The sequence below is a fragment of the Pedobacter sp. genome, from assembly GCF_965249885.1.
GTDB lineage: Bacteria > Bacteroidota > Bacteroidia > Sphingobacteriales > Sphingobacteriaceae > Pedobacter.
This window is the reverse complement of the sequence record NZ_OZ252254.1, coordinates 1,906,856-1,929,336: the sequence shown is the minus strand read 5'-3', so window position 1 is coordinate 1,929,336 and position 22,481 is coordinate 1,906,856. Positions and strand designations below refer to the sequence as shown.

Below are 22,481 nucleotides of genomic sequence, written 5' to 3'. Positions count from 1 at the left end.
TTTTTATGCAAAACCAATTAAAAAAAATTTTAATCATTGATGATGACAGCAGAAACATTTTTGCGCTCAAAGCTGTTTTAACTGCTAAAAAGTATGCTTGTTTAGCTGCCAATAGTGCTGCCGAGGGTTTCAATATCATTAAAAATGAGGGAGATGTTGGCGTGGTGCTTTTAGACATGATGATGCCAGAGATGGACGGCTATCAAGCACTAGCTAAAATGAAAGAGAATGATGACTTAAAAGAGATTCCCGTAATTGCTGTAACTGCACAAGCTATGGTTGGCGATAGAGAAAGATGTCTTGATGCAGGCGCAGACGGCTATATATCAAAGCCCGTTAATGTGGAAGAACTTGTTAAACTTTTAAACCAATATTTATAGTGCCATACGCTGGAATAATAACTGACGAGCAAGTTGAAATCTTGATCAATGATGTTTTAGAACATCATGGTTATGATTTTACTGGCTACTCACGGGCTTCGTTAAAAAGACGCCTTTCCAGATTATACACCCTCGATAAGCATGTTAGTTTTGCTGAATTTAGGTACAAAACTTTAAACGATGATGTTTATTTCAAGCATTTTGTAGAAGGCGTTACGGTTAACGTAACCGAAATGTTTAGAGATCCATCTTTCTACCGGACTTTACGAAGCAAAATATTGCCTAATTTAAATACTTATCCATTCATTAGAATTTGGCTGGCAGGCTGCTCCACAGGCGAAGAAGCTTATTCCGTAGCCATTATTTTGAAAGAACTTAACTTATTACACAAATCGCTTATTTACGCTACCGATATTAACCCTACGGTATTAGAAAAAGCAAATGCGGGTATGTTCCCTTTAAGCCAAATGAAAGGCTACTCCGAAAATTATATTGCTGCAGGAGGAACAAAAGAATTTTCTTCTTATTATACTGCTAATTATAGCTTAGCTAAGTTTGACGAAGAGTTGAACCGCAAAATGATTTTTTCTACCCATAATTTAGTTTCCGACCGATCATTTAACGAGTTTCAACTAATTTTATGCCGTAATGTGCTTATTTATTTTGACCGACAGCTGCAATTTCGTGTGTTGCAATTGTTTGATCAAAGTTTAGAAAATTTAGGATATTTAGCGTTGGGCACAAAAGAAACGATTGATTTTTCACCCATTTCACCGATGTACAAACGAATGGAATCAGAGAAAATTTGGAGGAAAGTAAATACATGAAAAAGTGTGGAGCATTGGTTATTGGCGGATCTGCTGGAAGCCTAGATGTACTACTCAAAGTGCTCCCAGAAGTTGACGCCTCGATTGATTTTACAATCATTATCGTAGTACACCGTAAGCAAGGCACCGACTCGTTGCTTACAGACTTGCTAGCTTACCGAACTGACCTAAAAGTAAAAGAAGCAGACGAAAAGGAAAAAATTTTAGAGGGACATATTTACATTGCCCCATCCGATTATCATCTGCTTGTGGAAAAAGACTTTACATTTTCACTAGATTATTCGGAGAAGGTAAATTATTCCCGCCCAGCCATTGATGTCACTTTTCAAACTGCTTCCGATGCCTACGGCGATAGCCTAGTAAGCCTATTGCTTTCAGGATCAAATGCCGACGGGGCCAACGGTACGGTAACCGTGCTGAAAAATGGCGGCATTGCCTTAGTTCAAGATCCAGAAACAGCGCAGGTTAGTTACATGCCGGAGCAAGCAATTTTAAAAGCAAACGTGTCAAAAGTGTTAAAAATAGAAGAAATGGCAAATTATATCAATTCACTATCTTCAAAGACAAAAAATGGGTAAACGGATTTTCATTTTCGATGATAATAAAGATATTTTGGAGCTGTGCACCTTAATATTGGAGGGTGCTGGTTATGAAACAAAAACCTCTTCGACATCCAACGATATTATTGACCAAATTGCGGCCTTCGTTCCAGATTTAATATTGATGGACAATTGGCTGCCCGATGTTGGCGGAATTGCTGCTACGCAGGAACTTAAAAAGCACCCAGCCTATCAATCGATACCTGTGGTTTATTTTTCGGCCAATAACGATATTAAAGCCTTGGCCCAAACTGCAGGAGCCGAAAGCTATTTACCAAAGCCTTTTGATATTGATGAGCTAGAAAACAAAGTAATTGAATTGATAGGAAGATAGTTTTTATGAAGCCTTACGAAGTTTTCGAAACTTCGTAAGGCTGTTAATCTATATTATTGATGGATATCTCTTAAACTCTTTAGGACAGTTAAATGCTACGTCATAGCGGTTCAAATCAATTCTTCATACGTCCTTGTTCTGACTCCGTTCCTGTAGAACGTCTTCTGGCAGGTTTAATTTCATTTTTACCAAAGCGATAGCTGAAATTCACACGAAACAACTGTGTTTCATTTTTTTGGTACAAGCTATAACTTAAGCCCGGATAAGCACTGCTCAATCTTGTTCTGTTGGTGTCAAAAACATCAGAAACAGCCAATTTCAAACTTGCTTTTTTCTTCAGCATCGCTTTGCTAATACCAAAATCCACAAAAGTTCTTTCCTGTAAAGCTAACGTACCGTAAGTTAGTGGCGATTCGTAATTGGCATTAAGCTCGGCAGTTAGTCCATCCATAATGATGAAGTTTTGCTGTATGCGAACCTGAAATGAAGTTTGACCGGTTTTTAGCGACTGACCTTGCAAATTTGGCGTTTCAAATGCCATGTGGAACACATTAAAGTTATTGCTCATTGTCCACCACTTTTTAATTTTAACGGGCACAGTTAAATTAGCCGAAAGTACTTTTTGAGTTGCTAAGTTTTCATTGGTTTGGAATAACGCTTTACGCTCTTCGTTAGGTAAAATCACTTCCGTGATCGCATCATTGGTTACGCTGTAGCCTAAATTTAAAAAGTATTTCTGCATCAGCGTATAATTTATCTCGTAATTGTTAGTATACTGCGGTTTTAAGAAAGGATTTCCTTTGTTATAGGTATATTCATCCAAATAAAAAATAAACGGGTTTAAAGCGTCGTAACTAGGTCGATCAATCCTACGGCCGTAAGAAGCACCAACCTGATGGTTTTTAGCTAAAGCATGTTGTACGTAAACGGTTGGAAAAAAATCCCAGTAGCTGCGCTCCACCACATCGCCGGTATTAATCAAATGTCCTTTTGAGTTGGTTTGCTCCATCCTTAATCCCAGTTGTACGCTTGTTTTTTTAAACTGCTTACTCAAATTAGAATAAAGTGCATTTACGTTTTCATCATAAACAAAGTGATTGCTTCTTCTCACATCATTTTGCCAAATGTTATTTTTCCATTCCTCGGCCTGCAAATCATTATCGGTTTCTACCCAACTACTTTTTGCGCCAGCTTCAAACTTGGTAGTTTTATTAATAGGCAACACGTAATCTACTTTAACTGCTTTAATATCGATAATGCTTGGACTATTGTTGCGCAAGCGGCCAATTGGTTTTACCAGCGTTCCATTAGGAAAAGTCAACGTGTTCTCCAAATTAGATCTGTCCCTACCATTGTATCTCGAATAATCTACATCCGCGGAAATTTCCTGTCCTGTGGTATCCAAAACCGATTTATAGTTTAAGTTGTAAGCGAAATTTCTGTAGGTAGATTGGTTTAGATTGGTCGTATTTAAAGTAGAATCAATTTGTGTAAATGATTTTCCGATATTGGTTTTATTGAAAGCATTTTCTTCACCACTATTAAGATAGCCCGTAGCTAATACTCCTAAAGTGTTGTTTTTGTTAAGGAAAAAATCAACCCCCGCTTTAAAGTTGTTATTTTCGAAATCACGGTCATCCCCTCCCTTTTGTGAGAAATAAGTATTCGGACTTCCGTTAGCAATACGGTCAATATCTATTACATTGCTGCGGGCGCCTTTATTGAAATTGTAGCTTCCAAATACGTTAACCCCCTTATTGCGATAGTTTAAGTTTAAGCCTGCGTTGCCTCTTAAATTTTTACCGTAGGCTAAACCTGCGTTAAAGCTTCCATTTGTGCCGCCATTTTTTGAACGTTTAGTTTTAATATTGATAATTCCCGAATTTCCAGAAGCATCATATTTTGACGAAGGATTGGTAATCAGCTCAATGGTTTCAATTTCGGAGCTCTGCATGTTTCGCAATAGGTTAGCAACGTCCGCTTGGCTCATGTAAGTCTGTTTGCCATCTAACATGATCAAAACACCCTGTTTGCCCTGCATGGAAATTCTATCGTTTTGATCTACCGTAACCCCTGGCGCCCTTTGAAGTACTTCCAAAGCAGATGAACCCACGGCAACGCTGCTGTTCTCCACATTCATCACCATCTTATCCGCTTTGCGCTCCAACAAAGGCTTAACTGCAGTAATACTTACCGCATTTAAAGTTTTGCTATTGGCTATCAAAAGTACCTCTGGTAAGTTTACATTAAGCTCTGCTACCAAAAACGCTTTACCTTTGTGTACTTGGTAGCCCATCATGTTGATTTTGATGAAGTAGTTTCCTGCGGTAATATTTGGAAAGCTGAACTTTCCTTCGGGGGTAGTCATTGCGGTTTTCACCAAAGATGAATCAGATACTTTAAACAAGCCCACTGTTGCATAATCAACCGGCTTGCGTTGCTCATCCAGCACTACTCCGTTTATTTCAACCTGCTTCCCTTTTTTGGTGGCCGCCGTAGCCGCCGTAAGCGTAAAAAATGCGATTAAGAGTACGTATAGTTTCTTCATTTTGTGTGTGTTTTAATTTTAAAATTTAGGGCAAAAAAATCCCTGCGGCTCCAAAAGCCGATTTTGTTTAAACCGTTAAAATTTTAGCTTAGTTAATTAAGGCAGAGCCTCTGTTAATAGTTTGTATAAAGTAGACGATAAAGGGTTGCGAAAGGTTACAAGAAATTTTCATTTTTTTCCGCAAATACGAAAAAAGCGGCCTAAAAACTAATTAAGACCGCTTTTTTATATTTGGTTATGGAACTTACTTCATCCCTAATACATCAACACCTTGTTCAAAAATGATATCTACCGGAATACCTTTTTGTGCTAGCATATCTAAATCCGTTTGTAATTCAGGTTTAATAATTCCTCTTTCCTTCTGTGCTTTTTCTACCGCAGCTTTATCGCCATTTCCTTGCAAGGTTAAAATCAGTGCGCTCAGCTCATTCATCGCGGTAGCAAATTTTTCGTAGTTTACTTTGTAGGTGCCTTGTGCGGTGCGCTCAAAAGCCCCTTTTTCTTGAAAGTAATTGAAACATTGCATATTGGCTTTGCCATGTGCGCTTGCCGCACCAAAACGCACCGAACGTAAGATACCTGCCATGTAAGTGGTATAGTAGTCTTTAATATCCCCTTGCAGCTCGCCTTTTTTAAGCAAACCCGTTACCATGTACAGGCCTAAAACATCGGCTTTGCCCTCTTCTAACCACGAATATTGTTCTTGTAAAGCACTGCGAACCATTCCTTTTCCGGTAACGGTATTTTTAATGCCCAAACCGTGTGCAACCTCATGAAACATCACGTTAGCGAAAAAAGCATCAAACTTGATGTATTGTTGTTGTGATGGATCAATAAGCACATTAGCAATTGGCACCAAAATTTTGTCAAACTTAGCCTTCATAGCATTTTTTAACTGCGAACGACGTGTGCCTTTTTCCTGTTGTATCTTTTCATCGTTAGGTAGGTTTACTGCAATGGTTTTTGATCCTGCGTTGCAATCTCCAGCATAATAAACCACGTCGTAAGCGTTAAGCTCCGAATCCGTTCCAGGAACTTCTTTTTTATATTTATCGGCTACCGGCAAACCTTTCTGTAGCTCAGGCAATAAGGTTACATATTTAGCTAGGCGTTTGCTCCATTCTTTATCTTTTACCAACACATAGCTTTCAAAAGAAGCACGAGCGTTAAAAAGTTTATCCTCGTAGTTTTCAATTGGCCCAATAATGATATCCAAACCATTGGTTTTCATATCTAGCCAAGCATAATCACTAGCAGTATAGTTATCTGTAATTAAGGCATCAGCTCTTAAGTTGAGGTATTTTTTTAGGCCTTCATTATCTGTTATTAAAGCCGCTTGTTTAAGTAGGCTGCTGGCTTTTTGTAGTTCCGTTGCAAAGTAAATGTGGTAAGGAATGGCTACCAATTTTCCGTTCTCTCTACGAATAACCGAATACAATCCGTTTTTATCCTTTACGTCAGATTTTTCCAATTCCTCTTTGGTCATATCTGCAGGGTAAAAATTAACGCCTAATGGCTTAGGACCGATACCTGCAACAAAAGGTTTATCGCCGTTTAGCCTATCCCATGGCCCGTAATTGATTCTTAAGAAGTCCTTTGTTTTTTCATCTTTTATCGTCGCTAATAAACTATCACGCTGTGGATAGGCTTGCTTCCAAAAGAGCTCGTCCATAATCTGTGCAGCTTCAATCAACAACGGCAGCACCTGACGCTCATTAGGTGTAAGCAAATTTAAGTCGGTACTTAAGCGCACTTTTTCATAAATCGGCAAGCGCTGAGCAACATATTCCTGAAGAGAATCTAAATTTTTGTTAGCACTCCCCTCTTGGGTATTTTTTTGACCTCCTCCACAGGCTGCCAAAAACGTTGCAATAGTACTGCAAAAAAGAAGTCCTTTAAATAGCTTAAAATTATGTATGCGCATATTCGATTGTTTTTTCGGGTTTTTGCGTTAATTTATTAATTTAGTTGAAAATTACTCGCCAAATTTAATTACAAAGGCACAAAGTAAACAAAAGAGTTGGCGGTTTTTAACAATGTAGCGAAAGAATTTTTATATCAGCCATCAACCTACCTAATTTTTTATTACAACAATTTGAACTTTAACTGAAAACAAACTAGCAAATGAAAACACACAGACTTTCTGTTACTTTATTGGCCTCCTTAACTGTATTGATAACTGCCTGTAGCACCTACAAATACAAGGCTACCGATAAAGTATATAAAAATAATGCGAAGGCATTTTCCAAAATTATAAAGGCTACACCGCCCGAGAATCAGCAAATTGATTCGCTGTTTAATGAGCAGTATTTCGTTGGCACTACCAACATGGGTATCAGGAAACCAAACTTTGTAATTATCCACCATACGGCTCAAGACTCACTTGGACAAACGTTGAGAACCTTCACTATTCCGCGTACAGGCACAAGCTCTCACTATGTGGTAAGCAGAGACGGCAAAGTGGTGCAAATGGTGAATGATTACTTAAGGGCGCAACATGCTGGCGCTGGAAAATGGGGCACTGTTACTGATATGAACTCCTGCTCAATAGGTATTGAAATGGACAATAACGGCACAACCGATCCTTGGACTGATGCTCAAATTAGCAGTTTGTGTGCCTTGCTAAAAACACTGAAGAAAAGATATAGCATCCCCACCGCTAACTTTATTGGCCATGCCGACTTTGCTCCAGGCCGTAAAAACGATCCTAAAAATTTCCCTTGGAAAACTTTAGCTCAGCAAGGCTACGGATTATGGTACGATAATGTATTGGACAGTGTACCAGAAAACTTTGATCCAATGATAGGCTTAAAAGTAATTGGCTATAACATTGCCCGCCCTAATTATGCCATTGAAGCGTTTAAAATCCATTTTATTCAAACAGATATTACCCAGGTGTTAACCGATTTTGATAAGCAGGTAATTTACAATCTGTATAAAAAGAGTTTATAAGAAACTTAACACAAAAAGGTCGATTCATGTTATAAATCGACCTTTTTTTTATGAATGGTTGTTATTTATTTTACCACAATGTTGTAAGCTCCATTTGTTTTTAAATCGGCAGATAATACCAAGTTTTTCTCTCCAGCACCATCATCCAACGAAACGGCACAAGTATTAGGAGGTAACGATCCTTCATTATGTGCATAAAGCAAAATGTAGTTATAGCCTTTGTTATCTAAAGTAACTGGCAATCTTTTTTTGGATGCGGTAAGGGTGTAGTTAGCGATGATTTCCTTACCATTCACGTACAACGAAACGATATCGCCATCGATCTGGCCTGAATCCCAAATTAAAACATCTACCTTTTTATTGCCAACTTCTACGGTTCCTTGTACTTGTACGTTTCGACCCATAAACGAGTTAGGTATAATGGAAGATTCTTGTGTTTTCTCTTCCTTTTTGCAAGAAGCAAAAAGCAGCGCCAAAGCTAAAATGGCCATTAGTTTTTTCATGTCTTTGTTTGTTTAATATCTTTAATGAGTTATCATCACAAATTTAAGACACAGTTTAAAGTCGCTTGGCGGGACTTTTACCCTAAACTTAACCGTATTTTTACGGTGCGTATGAGAGCCATATAAAAACCATGCCCAAAAAGTTTCTACTTTTTGGGCACTAAAAAATAAAGGTATTTATGTTTATTGCTTAATGACTTTCTCTGTGAAAGTACCCTTGTCATCTTTGCTTTGTACCAGATAGGTACCTTTAGGCAGTTGTGTTAAGTTAAACTCTAGCTGTCTACCTGTAGTAGTTTTCGACTCTAAGACTCTCCCTGTTAAGTCCATCAGCTTTGCTGTTAAGCCGTTTTTAGCTTCATTTGATTTCACAAACACGCTTGCTGCTGTTGGATTTGGATAAACAGCTACTTTCTCTGCTTCTCCTAAAGTTTTAACATATTTAATCAAATCCTGATAAACAATCTTCGTTCCATTTAAATCCTCTTGAGTTAAGCGATAATAGGCTGATTGGAAAAAATTCACATCAGTAAATTGGTAGCTAGATTTCTCCTGAGTGTTACCTTTGCCGTTAACTGTGGCAATTGTGCTAAAGGAAATACCATCAGTGCTTTTTTCTACCAAAAAGTGTTTGTTGTTTAATTCTACTGCCGTAGACCATGTTACAAGCACACCGCTGCTCTTGAGCGTTGCATTGAAATCAATTAATGACACCGGAAGTGTTCCACCCGGAATGAGCACTTTACCTGCGGTTACATTAGTGGCAATATCGCCATCAAAAATACGGGCTTTAACAGCATTTCTTAAAGTTAAATCCATCGTAGCAGATGGCTTGTAGTTATTAAAGGTTTGACCATCAACAGTACCATCGTAAGTTACGTCTTTACCATCAACCGTTAAACCATTCATTGGCGCATTACCAGATGTAGATCTGAAAGAAATAAAGTTTTTGTTGGCCCCGCTAATTTTGGTATCATTCAACTCGTTTAGTTGTGCGTTAGTGCCAAAAATTGAAATTGCGTTTTCGTAAGTTGCCGTTGGCGCATTATGTAGCACCTGCACTCCATTACGCAACACCATTTCAGATTTGAAAGCGCCTGAACTTTCATTCAAAAGCCCTAATAGCTCGTTATTAACCATTTTTACACCATCTAAAACCACCCTCGTATCGTAGGTTAAATTTCCGTCGTTATATGAATCAAAGCCAATGTAATTAGACTGGTAAAGCCCGCCTTGTACTACAAACCTATTTAAATCAACAGTTGATTTTTCAATTCTGTAAGCTTCAAAAGCCCAGCGCATATTAGACACGGTATCTCTAGCTGTCATGATTTTTGAGTCGCCGGGTAGCGTTAGCAACCATATTCCACGAGGGAAAATATTAGCAGTATTTAACCCATCGGCGGTCCAAGTAGCGGCGTTAGCTGCTGTAATGAAGTTATCATTTACATTAATTGGTGGTGTGTCTGAACTTACACTTCCGGTTACTACAATGCCACTTTTATAAAGGGTAATGTTATTTTTGAGGATATTTAAACTTCCAACCATACCAAAGCTTTGAAATTGGCTTTGTATACCGGTATTTGCTCTTGTAATTTTATTATTCGAAATTTCGCCAATATAATTTGAAGTTAAAATCCCTAAAGCATTTCCAGCTGACGAGGTTACGTTGATGGCACTGATATTATCCATCATATTATTGGTGATTACCAAACCTGTTTGAACCGATCCAACTGAAAACAATGAAATTGCCCTGTCTGTAAAATCTGTGAACTTGTTATTGCTCACCAGCAAATTACCAAACGCCGTATTGATTACAGTGCTAATCGCCCTCGGGATACGGTTTGCTTTTCCGTTAATATTACGAGGTGCGGCATCACTCAGCGCATCGTTTGTGCCTTCAAATTGTATCCCGTCTACGGCAACATTATTTGCGCCAAGCAAAACTAAACTTACATTAGTCACAAAATCTGTAGACGGCGTTTTAATGATGGTAGCCTGTTTTGTCCAAAGCCATGGCTCAATACCCGCATTATTTCCATAAATCCCTAGCTCTTTGGTTACGTTAAGTCTTTCCGTAAAAACTCCTGCTGCAATTCGAAGTTCATCGCCATTTTTAGTGTCGGCATCATCAATAGCGGCTTGTATGGTATTAAAACCTTCCAAGGTTCGGGTATTGATTACCGAAAACCCATTGAAATTAACTTGTGCGAGCTCACCATTATTAAATACACTCTGGACAAACACATTGTACTTCGCAGTTGGTTCGTCATAGCTGTTCCAAACTGCTACAATCTTGTCCGAAAATACCAATTGCTCTATATCATATTTATCAGCAGTTCTGGATGATATCAAAATTCCTTGCGTTGCATAAACCAAAGCTCCCGCTGCCGAAATTTTTTGGAGATAAATTGGTCCATTTCCGGCACCGAAATTCTTCTGTAAAACGAAACTAAAGTTATTACTGGCATCAACCTTAATATTACTTCCATAAAACCCATTAATAGGACCACGAATTAGCTCTATATCGCTTACATTCCAAAGCTTTGTACCGCTGCTGTTATATCGTTGTGCATATAATCCCGCTTTACCATTTCGTGTATCGCCCCAGCCCAGTACAACACCTCCGCTGCCATCTAAAACCATTGAAATTGGTGCATTCCAATAACTAGATGCACCTTCGCCAACTAAGGCCCCGGCAGTTGCATCTATTTCTAAACCCCAATTTGTGGTATTAAACTGCTTGGCTCCATTACCTGCAATGTGCTGTAAGTATAGCTTAACTTTGCTATCATCGTTTTGGTTAGTAGCTACTATGGTGTAATACAATCCGCCGTTACCATCAGCTATTACCTGTGCCCCATAATATTCAATCCCTGCAACTGGCAGTAGATCTTCAAGCAGTACATTGCCGCCATTTTTTGTACCGTTTGCATTTAGTTTCTGCCAATAAAAGCGATTTCCTTCATCATTGGCATTTATTTCATACTCTTCGCCAAACACTACGGTGTAACCGACTCCGTCTTTGAAGATAAGTCCGCTTTCATATTCACCTGCGGCATCATTTAACTTTAAATCTGCGCCCCACTGTTTTGCGCCGCTCAAATCTATTTTTTGGATATAGCTATCTGTTTTTACGCCATCATAGTTGCTGTAGGCGTAAATCAAGTTATTGCTATCCATAATTACCGCCGAAATCCAATAACCGCTGGCAGTAGTGGTTAGGGCCAAACCGTTGGTAGCCCACAATTTTGTTCCACTTGAATTTAAGCGCTGGGCATAAAGCTGATTGGGTTGGTTGGCGCCGTTAGTGGTCTTCTGGCTCCAAAAAACAACTACTCCTCCACTCCCATCGGCAATAATCTGCTTTTCTGTATAATCAGGTGCAGTCGCGATCAACGTTGGGCTACTCCAAAGAGCGACACCTGCAGCCGATAATCGCTGGGCGAAAATTTGTGTATATCCAACTGAGTTAATGGCGTCCCAGACATTTTCTTCAAAGACCACAATAACTCCCCCGGCGCCATCATCAATACTGGCGTTACTTCGTTGAGAATTCCCAGAACCTACAACCGCTGTATTTACCTTAGGATTAATGCTCCATTGCGCAAAGCCAACAGCAGTAATCAAGGTAAATAAAAAGGAAAGTAAAGTTTTTTTCATATACTACATTTTTGGTTACAATTTATCCGATAAATTCGAGTGTTTATAAACAGAGCGATTGTGTTTTTACACCCTAAAACAAAAGGTATTTTTACGGTATACCTGCCCTATTAAGTCCTATTAATCATCAAATTAATTTTTCAAAGATGATTTGATTTTGAGATGAAAAAAATACCACATTTGTTGTATTTTACAACCTGTATTGCTAATTTCAACCTAAGAAAAATGTAGCTATGAACGCTGAAAAACATGCATTGAATGTGGTGTGGGATGACTATAAGAGGGAGATGGGGCCTGCACTTAAGGAAGTAAATAAAGTTCCATATGAGCGTATTATTGCCGACTTGCTATCTGTAGGAGAATTTTATTACTATACATTGAATATTGGCGATAGCAGCATCAATAATTTCCATGAGAACATTTTACGACTACATAGAATAAAAAATTATCCCAGGCATTTGAGCGAAATTATTTCCTTAATTCACCCTGATGATATCCCTTTTGTAATTGAAGCAGAGCGTTTAGCCATTAATAAACTACGAGAAATTGGTTGGCAACACAAAATGAACCTGAAATCAAGCTATTGCTTCAGAATGAGGACCGACGATGGTACTTATCAGTTGTTCCACCATCAAGCGCTTACTATCAAAGAAGATGAAAGTGGTAAAATGGTTGAAGCGATCAATATTCACACTAATATTCAACACATTACTGCCATAAACAGTTACACAGTTTTAATCTCGGGCATTAGTCCACGCACTGATTTTTATCAGATTGGCCTTAAGCCTGAGCTGCTGTTGAAGCCTAGCTTACCGCAAAGCTTAACAAAACGAGAGCTTGAAATTTTAAAGCTTATTGCACAGGGTCATTCGAGCAATGAAATTGCTGATTTACTATTCCTATCTAGCCTGACAGTGCGCACCCACAGAAAGAATATATTAAGGAAAACGGAAGCAAAAAATGGTTCAGATTTGGTGAAAAGATGTATAGAGTGGGGATTGATTTAACTAAAAAAGCCAACTGTTAAGGTTGGCTTTAATCGTATTTTGTTTTAATTACCTATCAATGGAACCCATTACCTTTTGGGAGAAAGCATTTAAGGCCTCTCTAGGTTCGGCACCATTCTTTACGCTTTCATGTACCTCTAAGGCACCACAAATATTAGTAATCATTTCTCCTGCCACGTCAATTTCAGCCTCGCTAACCCCTCTAAATTCACAAAAAGCCTCCAACACTTCAAGCGTTGCATTGAGTTGCTCGGGACTTGAATTTTCAAAAAACTGTCTAATTACCGGAACCTTCATCACTATTTGATTTTAGTAAATAAATCAGTTAAACTTTCTGCTTTGTTGGTTTGCACCTGATCTACCAATTCGCCATTTTTAAAAGCGGCGAACGTAGGCAAGTTGTCTACCTTTGCAAATTTTCTAGATTCGGGGAATTTTTCAGCATCAACAATCAAAAACGCCACATCCTCATTTTCTGCTGCCAATTTCTTGAACTTCGGTTTCATGATTCGGCAATTGCCACACCATGAAGCTGCGTACTGCACCATCACTTTCGGGTTTTCCGAAAGGTATTGACTTAAACTATCTTCTGTTAATTCTAAAAACATATTTTTAAGATTATTAAAGTGTTGGAAGGTTGAAAAGTTGGAATGTTAAACCGCCAAAGATAGCGCTCATGCCAATCGTCACCCCTGCCAACACTAGAGAACTGCAAGCTGTGAATTGAAAACTGTTATTAGTTAGCACTTAAGTACTCAGCAACGCCAGTTCTTGTAGCGTTCATAGCTGATTTACCTTCTTCCCAGTTTGCAGGGCAAACCTCGCCATGTTTTTGTACGTGAGCATAAGCATCAATTAAGCGCAAGTACTCTTTTACATTTCTACCTAATGGCATATCGTTTACACTTTCGTGGAAAACCTTACCTGTTTCATCAATTAAGTAAGTAGCACGATAAGATACATTTGAACCTGAGAAGATTTCTTCGCCCTCTTCAGTATACTCAACTTCTTGATCTAAAATACCCAAAGTACCAGCTAGTTGTCTGTGCGTATCAGCAATCAAAGGATAAGTTACGCCTTCGATACCGCCGTTATCTTTTGCTGTATTTAACCAAGCAAAGTGAACTTCGTTTGTATCGCAAGAAGCGCCAATAACCACTGTATTTCTTTGTTTGAAATCTTCTAAAGCTGCTTGAAAAGCATGTAATTCTGTTGGGCAAACAAAAGTGAAATCTTTTGGATACCAGAATAACAATACTTTAGAGTTATTTTTCACAGCCTCTTCAAAAACGTTGATCTTTAAATCATCGCCCATTTCAGACATTGCATCTACCGTAATACTTGGAAATTTTTTACCTACGTAGCTCATAATTTTCTTAATTTTTTTGTTGCTGCAAAGGTAGTGTAATTTGTACGTTAAGGCAACCCAAAAGCTATCACAAATGCTGATAGCTACATAGACAAAATTGATAGGCTAGCAGTTGGGTGTAATTGTATTTTATCGCTATGCTAGAAAAAAGAAAAGCCCCGAATTTCTCCGGGACTTTCAATTAACCAATATTAACTATACACCTATTGCTTGATAATTTTAGCGGTTTTAATTTCCGCTCCATTTTTTGTCACTTTCAAATAATATACTCCAGCAGCAAGTGATGCTATCGTAAGATCCTGCTGCTGTGCTTTTGCTACTTCGCTTAGCACTTTTTTGCCAGTTAAATCAAATATATCATACCTCACGTTCTTGTAATCACTATCTCCTGAGCTCACGCTTACATAAGATGTTGCTGGATTTGGGAAAACCGTTAGGTTAAACGCCGAAAGCTTTACGTCTACGCTAACCTCTTTTTCGAAGGTTTCCGATTTGCCGTCTAAGTCTACCTGCTTAAGTTTATAGTAATTCATGCCAGCCTTTGCATTTTTGTCCACGTAGGTGTAACTAAGTGCCGTTGTGGAGTTGCCATTTTGTGACTTTGCAGCAACAAAATCAATTTTTTTAAAATCAGTTCCTTCGGTAGCACGGTAAATTTCAAAGCCTTTGTTATTGGTTTCGGCCGCAGTACCCCAAGTTAGGGTACTTTGACCTTTTACCAGAGACGCATCAAAAGAGGTAAGGGATACAGGAAGGGGAACGCTTGTTTTAACCGCCCCCATATAATTTTGAGAAGTTACGACATAAAATGTGGTCGTATTATCAGCATTTCTTTTAACTGCCATATCTGCATAACCACTGTTAGTAGTATAGGTGGTTTTTCCAAAATTGAAAGATGAAACACTTTGCATTGTAACGGTTGCATCGCCAACATTTCCAGTTCTCGAAAGCTGAACTAAGTTTTGATTTGCAATTGTCTTTCCACTAGTTACTGCATAGTAACCTTTTCCGTTTTCATTAACATACTCACCAACCATAGCATTAAAACTAGCATAGGTGCTGTTTATTACTTCGTGAGAAACGTAGGTGTTGGTTGTTAGGTTGATTTTAACTCTTCTGAACGTTACACCAGCATCTGTTGAACCTAACCAAAGTACATCGGCAGCTTCGGCGCTAATGCTTCCTTTTGCAACATCCCTAAAAGTCGTATTGTATTGGGCCGCATCTAAATCAACTGCACCATGATAAGCTGGCACACCGCCTGTTACATCAAACACGTAGATTTTAGACCCTGTAGAAGACCCCGAAACACTGTTACCAGCTACATACAATTTTGTATTATCACCAGTGCCAAATAAACCAAACGAATCTCCTACTCTGCTTGTAATGCTTGCGTCAGTAAAGGTATATCGCAAAGGTGTAGCTGTTTCGCTAGCCCATCTATAAATGTAAATAATACCATTAGTTTGCATGGCGGTTGCATATATTACGCCATTGTCATCTACTCGTACTTTAGAAAAGCAATATGTTTCTGCAATTGAACCTTTGTTTAAAGCGGTTAGTGAGCTTTTTGGAATTGAGCTGATATTGCCCGTATAGGTATCTGGATCTACGATATAAATCTGGTCACCTCTGTTAGCTACGTATAGCTTGTTGGTAACCTTGTTGTAAGCCAAAGAATAGGTTGCGCTAGTTGTGGTCAGCAACTCTGTTGGCGTAGTGGTAGCTTCATAATACCAAAGTTGGCTTAGTGATTGCCCCTTGGCGATGACAACTGAGATTGATAGCGAAAAAAATAGTAAAAGTTTTTTCATGCGTTTTTTGATTATGGTTTATGATTAGTTTGGTTAAAAACCGCAAAACAACGTCAAAAAGCAGAAAATGTTGCGCTAAAGCGCAGGTTCCGACCTTCCGTGTTGTTAAACGGCTAGTTTTCAAGATATAATACTACCAAATAAATAACAAAAACGCAAGAAAACGCATTAAAAAAATTAAAGCCGCACAAAATGCGGCTTTAAATCATTAAATAAGTTAGTCAGCTATTTTAGTTTGGAAACAGCATACGGTTTTTTGACGGCTTTATGAGCTGCTTCTTGAGCGGTTAGCGCATCAGCCCCACTAACCTTATCAGGCTTGTATAAGTTACCAATTACATTCTTCTTAAAAATAGCTTCGTACCAAGCACATGAAGCGGTGTATCTGCCCACATTTAAATCTAAATGATAACCATCCCTACACAGCACATCCCCAAGTTTAGTGCGAGCATTTTGAATAGCGGTACCAGAAGGCACCAACAGGTCGAAAGGCACCAATTTCATTACTCGTTTAGAGGCATCAATAATGCTGTCGTACATCCGCATTTGGTCTTTGTTATAACTTGCAAAGCCATTGTGAGTAGAGTTTTGTGCATATGCCCATGTTTGATGCCACACGTATTTAACTTTAGGATTAGTAGCTCTCGCTTTTACGTACTCAAACAAAGGGGGAAGCGGCTCCACATAAGTATCGAAAAGTCCTGATTTCGGACTTGCTTGTTGAAAACTGATATAATCCCAATTCTCGTCCGCTAGCGCTTTTGCTATACTAGTTTTTGGATAGCGATCTTTTTTCCCATCCACTCCTACTTTTCGGTATTCGTACACTTCTTTATCTTCTTGCGCATTTTTTAAGTGAAGATCTAATGGAGCGCCGCCGATGTAGAGGTTTCCAATGATTACCTTGTATCCTCCCGCTTTTGCTAAACCATACAAATAATGCTCTACTGCATCCTCAGAAAAGCTATTTCCTATAGCCAATATCCTAATTACGCTATCCTTATTTGGCCTATCAAAAGGAACAAATTTTACCCCTTCAGCTTTTAGGGCAAAGGCCCCAACCGAAAAAATGCTTAAAACTAGGCTAAGCCTTAAAAAAAATCCTCTAAAAACTCTGCTATTCATATCTATTCAATTTAGCTCTAACTTATTAATAAAATTAGGCAACGCAAATATTTTATCGTTTAGAAGTGGCTTTCTGGAAAAAAAGCACTTCAATCGGATAAAAAAGTATTATTTCTTCAATGTACTCTCGAAAAGTTTAAAAATTCGTTTGTACTCATCTGTCCAGCTACTAGGCTCTACAAATCCGTGATCCTCTACTGGATAAACGGCTAATTCCCAATTATCTTTCCCCAACTCGATAAAACGCTGTGTCAATCGTACGATATCTTGAAAGTGTACATTAACGTCAACCATACCATGCAACATTACTAAATCGCCTTTCAGCTTATCAGCATAGTAAATTGGCGAACTTAATTTATACGCGTTTGGATCATTGAAAGGCTCGTTTAAGATATTAGACGTATAACCATGATTATAATGCGCCCAGTCGGTTACCGACCTTAACGCTGCGCCAGCTTTGAATACCTCTGGCTCCTTAAACAATCCCATTAGTGTAATGAAACCGCCATACGAACCGCCATATAAACCAACATTTTTAGGATTGACACCGTATTTATCCACCAACATTTTCACGCCGTCAACTTGGTCTGTTAAATCTTTACCTCCCATATGGCGATAAATTCCTGTACGGTGATTTCTACCGTAACCCGAGCTAGCTGTGTAATCAATGTCAATTACAGTATAGCCATTATCGGCCAGCAAATTATTAAACATGTATTCACGGAAGTATTGGCTCCACCAATAATGTACGTTTTGTAGATATCCGGCACCGTGTACAAAAACAACAGCGGGCTTATTAGGATGTGGATTTTTGGGCGAATAAACCCTTGCATATACATCATCTCCGTAGCGATTTTTAAACGATACCAAATCAGGTTGGCGCCATTGATAGCTATCGAATTCGGCAGTGGTAGATTTAGTAATTTTAACTGCTTTGGCATTAGGTTGGTTTGCTTGTATATACAATTCCCAAGGCTTATCCATGTATGAATAGTTAATTGCCAACCATTTTTCATCGGGAGATAAAGTCACTTCATTTCCTCCCTTCATGGAAGTAATTTGCACTAAATTACCACCATTTACACTAAGTTTATAAAAATGAGTGATACCGGGATGCTCCTTATTGGCGCTGATGTAGAAAGTCTTCTTATCCTTTGATAACTGCACTTGTTGCACTTCCCACTTCCCTGAAGTAAGTTGCTTTTTCTCGCCAGTTTGTACGTTGTAGGTATACAAATGCGAGTAACCTGTAGCTTCACTTTGGAAATAAAACGTTTGGTTGTCAATCCACTTCACGTCGCGAGCAATACCCGGGCCGCCAATCCAGGCTTCATCCCTCTGCCTATCAATTAGGCTCAATACGCCCGAAGCAGGATCAAGCTTTAAAATCCAAAAATCTTTATTGTCTTGTGATCTTCCTGTAACCACTGCAAAAGATCCATTCTCGTTCCAATTAACTACATTTAGATTAACCTTACGATCCTCATTTCTTTTAGTGCGCTCTTCCAGTTGCTTTGGGTAATCCTTAACGTAGTCTGGCAAATCCTTAATTCCTGGAATTTGGCTTACGTTAACGGCGTATAACGAATCTTTATCAATGTTGAAAACATAGGTAATGCTGGTAGATAAATTTTCCCCAACTTTTGTTCTTCCATTAATATCTTCCGTATAACCTGAAGCGGTTATATAATTGGGTACAATAGTATTTTTGTTGCCCGTAGCTTGTTTAATTAGCCTATAACTTAGGTATTTCCCGTCTGGACTAACTGTAAGTCCAGCCATAAAATCCTCTTCTAAATAGATAGGCTTGATGATTCTTGCAGGACCGCCACCTCCTGCTTGCATGCCAAATCGCCTAGTGCCAACCATTCGGCTTCCACCTTCGGCATTTCTTTTTTTAATGATATCGAACAAGACCGTTTGATCATTTTTGAGCCAAGCGTCCTGAACAGATGTACCACTTTGAGCTCTGGGCCCAACTGGTCTTGTACTGTTGCCCGCATCTGGCTTGCCTTTTATGAAATTGGTGAGCTGCTTTAATTCTCCAGTAGACAGGTTTAGCTGAAAAACGTTATCTGCTCGTTGATACACCACGTCATTGTTATACAAGAACTTGGCATTGCTTTCTCGTTCTAAAGTATTTGTTAACCTGATTTCTTTTTTCGACTTAAAATTGGTGAGGTAGATATCTCCGCCTTTTTCCAGCAATCCCATCGATTTATCGGTATTGTAAGCGTAATTGATAGCTGCATTTTTTTCAGCCTCATCATTTTCAGCTTTGCTTACTTTGTTTAGCGCTACAGCGAGCTTATAGGGTTCAGGCTTGTCTTTACCCTCAGGATTCCAATTAAAATAAACTGTTTTGCTATCAGCTGACCATCGGTAACCTTCAGGGGAGGCTCCCATCCATTTGGGATCTCTCATTATTTTTTGAACTGTTAGCGGGGCTAGCTGCTGAGCACTTGCGGTTGCCCCACAAAGGAGCAACAGAAAAGATAACTTCTTCATTTTGTTGTTAGGTTATGCTTGCAATTTATGTAAAAAAGTAATTCACTTTGAGCAAGGCAAAACAAATGTTACAGATGAAGCGGGCTACCTCAACCGGAGCCAGAAGAAAACTATCTTAAAATTTTTCCCGTTTTATCAATGGTGACATTAAACGGAGGCATGTAATCTTGCAGCAGCACAGCCAGTTCTCGGCGAGTAATTTGCTGCTCTTTATTAAACTTAGAGCTAAAATTGTAGGAGGTGTTCCATTTCTTTTCCACTTCCTTAGGCAAAGTTTCCGGAGCTTTATTTCCTACATAACAAATAAGATCCAAAGCGGCGCCAATGGTAATGCTATCATTTTTATAGTCATCAAACCAAATTTGTGCTTTATAATAATGATCTTTCATAGGTTGTTTAATCTCTTCAGTACTTACCAACTGCTCGGAGTTAAAAAGAAGTTTTCCATTTACTATTGTTGCCTTTAACATTCCCGTTACGCCAACCATCTGGATCGCTTTCCAATTGGAATCTTTAATTCCCACATCTGTGAAAGGCATTAAGTTGGTGTTAAACGCAATCAGTTCTCCTTGTACCTTTTTCAAATCAGTTTGAGAGGTTCTTAAATCAAAAAATCCGGCGTAGGCAGCAATAGCTCCAGCAGCTTGCCCCATCAACATGCTGTTGGGATCGCTTACATAAACTAAGTTTTCCTGATTTGGAATGAAATACTGATGAAAAGAGTAGGTATGGTTGGTGGTACCATCCAATCGCTTGCCAACCGCTACATTGGTTTTGTATTGGGTGTTGTCGTAGCTAAATTTGTTCCAAGAGGTCGAGGCTGACGCATCTATCTTCAAAGCGTCATTGAGTTTCCTATCAGCAATATCCACCAATACTTCTGGCCTTACAGTTCTACCATCACTTAATTTAAATACCCAACCTTTGCCAGATCTATCGGCTTTTACCAGCTGTACATTTTTAACTACAGTGAGTGCTTTTAACGTATTTGCCCAATATTCTAGCGCCAAATTTGCCGACTGTTTATCAAAAACGGGATCGGCAATAGTGTCCGCTAAATTCATTTGTTCCTTTAGTTTTTGCAAAAATTTAGCTTGTACCCCCGAATGTAAATCCGCATCTATTGGTTCAATGTTAAACCCACCGGCCTGCAACAAAATAACTGTTTTCGCATTTGACTGTGCCGATTGAATTGCGGCGGCCGCGGCGGCATTTCCATTTCCGACAATAAAAACATCTGGCTTAAGGGTTTGTGCTACACTACTAAGAGACGATAAACAGAAGAAGTAAAACAGAAATCTTTTCATAAAGTTTATTACTACGGCATGTACAAAATTCATCGCTAATTTGCTGATAATTATCAACATTATTATTGCTGTTTAACTATCTTTAACAATTAAACTATCAGTTTGTGGCACCTATGAATAGAATTAATAACATTTTCAAAGATCAACAGCAATATCAGCTAATCCTTAGGCAAAGTAATGCTGCGCAACGCATTGAGCTATTACGGAAATTAAAAAACGCTATCCTCGAAAAAGAAGATGCCATATTTCATGCTCTTTATAAAGATTTGCGCAAAAGTAGATTTGAGGCCGCAGTTACTGAATTATACTTCACTTATGCTGAGATCGACTTTGCGATCAAAAATCTTCGCAATTGGATGTCACCAAAGCGGGTGGGTAAAACTTTTAGCAACCTATTTGCTAAAAACCGAATTTTTTATGAGCCTAAGGGCGTTTGCCTTATTATTGCCCCATGGAACTACCCGTTTCAACTGGTAATGTCGCCATTAGTTTCGGCAATAGCGGCAGGCAACTGTGTAATTGTTAAGCCGTCCGAAATCAGTTCAAATACGAGCAAAATTATTTCGTCCATTTTACTTGATACTTTTGAAGAGCAGCATATTGCTTGTTTTGAAGGCAATTCAGATGTTTCACAAAAATTATTGGCACTGCCTTTTGACCATATTTTTTTTACGGGAAGTACCGAAATTGGCAAAAGTGTAATGGCCGCGGCAGCAAAAAATCTTACTTCGGTAACTTTGGAACTTGGCGGCAAATCACCAGCGATCATTGATCAGCACGTTGATTTGGCTAAAGCAGCTCAAAAAATAGCTTGGGGCAAACTGGTAAATGCCGGTCAAACCTGTATCGCCCCTGATTATGTGCTAATTCATGAAGCACAGGCAGACGAATTTATTGGACTTTACAAGCAATTCGCCAGTGAAATGTACTTCAAAGATAAAGAAACGATTAACCAGGCAGCATACGGAAAAATTGTTAGCAGAAAGCATTTTGAAAGACTAAGCGACTTGATTACCGATGCGATAGACAAGGGAGCAAGAATTAACTGGGGCGGAAAAATGGATGACCAAGCGCAAACAATTTATCCAGCTATTTTAACAAAGGTGCCAGCAACTGCTAGGATAATGGAGGAAGAAATTTTTGGCCCCATTTTACCGATTGTTACTTACGCTAATTTAGAAGAAGCGATAGCCTTTGTTAACGGAAAGTCCAAGCCGTTGGCGCTGTACATTTTCAGTAAAAGTGATAGAAACACCAAGTCCATCATTAAACTCACTAGCGCAGGTGGCACGTGTGTAAACGATGTTTTGGTTCATATCGCCAATCCGAAATTACCTTTTGGCGGTGTAAATCATAGCGGAATGGGCAGCAGTCATGGCGTTTTTGGATTTAAGAACTTCTCCCACGAACGCAGCGTAGTAACCCAGCGAAGTCTAGATTTTAACAAATTAGTGTATCCTCCTTACGATACTAAAAATTGGGTACTCAACCTTTTAAAAAGAATAATGTAGTTAGTCAAGTTAAAATAAGTTCGGGTTAAGTATT

Annotated in this window: 18 protein-coding genes; 7 read left to right on the top strand and 11 right to left on the bottom strand. The window is 38.8% G+C overall.

Annotated features, from left to right (window positions below; all coding sequences use genetic code 11):
- The first annotated feature begins 5 nt into the window (after positions 1 to 5).
- Genes ACY2A0_RS08200 through ACY2A0_RS08185 form a run of 4 tightly spaced genes read left to right on the top strand, consistent with a single transcriptional unit; the run spans position 6 to position 2,140 of the window.
- Complete coding sequence (locus ACY2A0_RS08200) at positions 6 to 380, top strand: response regulator (RefSeq protein ID WP_461789074.1); 375 nt, start codon at positions 6 to 8, stop codon at positions 378 to 380.
- Positions 380 to 1,207, top strand: coding sequence for a CheR family methyltransferase (locus tag ACY2A0_RS08195; RefSeq protein WP_461789073.1), 828 nt, complete (start codon positions 380 to 382; stop codon positions 1,205 to 1,207). Before ACY2A0_RS08200 ends, ACY2A0_RS08195 begins: the two co-directional genes overlap by 1 nt.
- Entirely contained in the window at positions 1,204 to 1,785 is a 582-nt protein-coding gene (locus ACY2A0_RS08190; protein ID WP_461789072.1) for a chemotaxis protein CheB, read from the top strand. Before ACY2A0_RS08195 ends, ACY2A0_RS08190 begins: the two co-directional genes overlap by 4 nt.
- Positions 1,778 to 2,140: a response regulator gene (locus ACY2A0_RS08185; RefSeq protein ID WP_461789071.1), complete on the top strand. Its 363-nt coding sequence runs from the start codon at positions 1,778 to 1,780 to the stop codon at positions 2,138 to 2,140. The genes ACY2A0_RS08190 and ACY2A0_RS08185 overlap by 8 nt, the downstream gene beginning before the upstream one ends.
- A 115-nt stretch (positions 2,141 to 2,255) precedes the next feature.
- On the opposite strand, the gene ACY2A0_RS08180 is transcribed toward ACY2A0_RS08185, so the two are convergent.
- Together ACY2A0_RS08180 and ACY2A0_RS08175 are read right to left on the bottom strand one after the other, a co-directional pair.
- Positions 2,256 to 4,688 carry a TonB-dependent receptor domain-containing protein gene (locus ACY2A0_RS08180; protein WP_461789070.1) on the bottom strand — a complete coding sequence of 811 codons (2,433 nt, stop codon included), beginning with the start codon at positions 4,686 to 4,688 and terminating at the stop codon, positions 2,256 to 2,258.
- Positions 4,689 to 4,932: 244 nt separating this feature from the next.
- Positions 4,933 to 6,612: a dipeptidyl-peptidase 3 family protein gene (locus ACY2A0_RS08175; protein WP_461789069.1), complete on the bottom strand. Its 1,680-nt coding sequence runs from the start codon at positions 6,610 to 6,612 to the stop codon at positions 4,933 to 4,935.
- A gap of 200 nt (positions 6,613 to 6,812) precedes the next feature.
- On the opposite strand from ACY2A0_RS08175, the gene ACY2A0_RS08170 reads away from it, so the two are divergent.
- Positions 6,813 to 7,640 (top strand): N-acetylmuramoyl-L-alanine amidase, encoded by an 828-nt coding sequence (locus ACY2A0_RS08170; protein WP_461789068.1) that lies wholly within the window; start codon positions 6,813 to 6,815, stop codon positions 7,638 to 7,640.
- A 65-nt stretch (positions 7,641 to 7,705) separates the two neighbouring features.
- Here the strand turns inward: ACY2A0_RS08170 and ACY2A0_RS08165 are convergent, their stop codons facing one another.
- On the bottom strand, positions 7,706 to 8,143 hold the full coding sequence (locus ACY2A0_RS08165) for a hypothetical protein (RefSeq protein ID WP_461789067.1): 438 nt from the start codon (positions 8,141 to 8,143) through the stop codon (positions 7,706 to 7,708).
- Positions 8,144 to 8,326: 183 nt separating this feature from the next.
- A complete protein-coding gene (locus ACY2A0_RS08160) occupies positions 8,327 to 11,806 on the bottom strand; it encodes a T9SS type A sorting domain-containing protein (RefSeq protein WP_461789066.1) in 3,480 nt (1,159 codons plus the stop codon).
- Between the two features lie 233 nt (positions 11,807 to 12,039).
- Here ACY2A0_RS08160 and ACY2A0_RS08155 point away from each other — a divergent pair, with 233 nt between their 5' ends.
- Positions 12,040 to 12,813 (top strand): LuxR C-terminal-related transcriptional regulator, encoded by a 774-nt coding sequence (locus tag ACY2A0_RS08155; protein ID WP_461789065.1) that lies wholly within the window; start codon positions 12,040 to 12,042, stop codon positions 12,811 to 12,813.
- A 48-nt stretch (positions 12,814 to 12,861) separates the two neighbouring features.
- Here the strand turns inward: ACY2A0_RS08155 and ACY2A0_RS08150 are convergent, their stop codons facing one another.
- The 7 genes from ACY2A0_RS08150 to ACY2A0_RS08120 all read right to left on the bottom strand — a co-directional run bounded on the left by ACY2A0_RS08150 (position 12,862) and on the right by ACY2A0_RS08120 (position 20,936).
- Complete coding sequence (locus ACY2A0_RS08150; RefSeq protein ID WP_461789064.1) at positions 12,862 to 13,110, bottom strand: DUF6952 family protein; 249 nt, start codon at positions 13,108 to 13,110, stop codon at positions 12,862 to 12,864.
- A gap of 2 nt (positions 13,111 to 13,112) precedes the next feature.
- A complete protein-coding gene (locus ACY2A0_RS08145) occupies positions 13,113 to 13,421 on the bottom strand; it encodes a thioredoxin family protein (protein ID WP_461789063.1) in 309 nt (102 codons plus the stop codon).
- A gap of 128 nt (positions 13,422 to 13,549) precedes the next feature.
- Complete coding sequence (locus tag ACY2A0_RS08140; RefSeq protein WP_113638430.1) at positions 13,550 to 14,182, bottom strand: redoxin domain-containing protein; 633 nt, start codon at positions 14,180 to 14,182, stop codon at positions 13,550 to 13,552.
- A gap of 203 nt (positions 14,183 to 14,385) precedes the next feature.
- Positions 14,386 to 15,996, bottom strand: a complete 1,611-nt coding sequence (locus ACY2A0_RS08135) for a T9SS type A sorting domain-containing protein (protein ID WP_461789062.1) — start codon at positions 15,994 to 15,996, stop codon at positions 14,386 to 14,388.
- A 225-nt stretch (positions 15,997 to 16,221) separates the two neighbouring features.
- Positions 16,222 to 17,121, bottom strand: coding sequence for a DUF4886 domain-containing protein (locus ACY2A0_RS08130; protein ID WP_461789061.1), 900 nt, complete (start codon positions 17,119 to 17,121; stop codon positions 16,222 to 16,224).
- A gap of 108 nt (positions 17,122 to 17,229) precedes the next feature.
- Complete coding sequence (locus tag ACY2A0_RS08125) at positions 17,230 to 19,629, bottom strand: S9 family peptidase (RefSeq protein ID WP_461789060.1); 2,400 nt, start codon at positions 19,627 to 19,629, stop codon at positions 17,230 to 17,232.
- A gap of 110 nt (positions 19,630 to 19,739) precedes the next feature.
- Positions 19,740 to 20,936, bottom strand: a complete 1,197-nt coding sequence (locus tag ACY2A0_RS08120) for a hypothetical protein (RefSeq protein ID WP_461791322.1) — start codon at positions 20,934 to 20,936, stop codon at positions 19,740 to 19,742.
- A 113-nt stretch (positions 20,937 to 21,049) separates the two neighbouring features.
- Here ACY2A0_RS08120 and ACY2A0_RS08115 point away from each other — a divergent pair, with 113 nt between their 5' ends.
- On the top strand, positions 21,050 to 22,447 hold the full coding sequence (locus ACY2A0_RS08115) for an aldehyde dehydrogenase family protein (RefSeq protein ID WP_461789058.1): 1,398 nt from the start codon (positions 21,050 to 21,052) through the stop codon (positions 22,445 to 22,447).
- Positions 22,448 to 22,481: the final 34 nt, after the last annotated feature.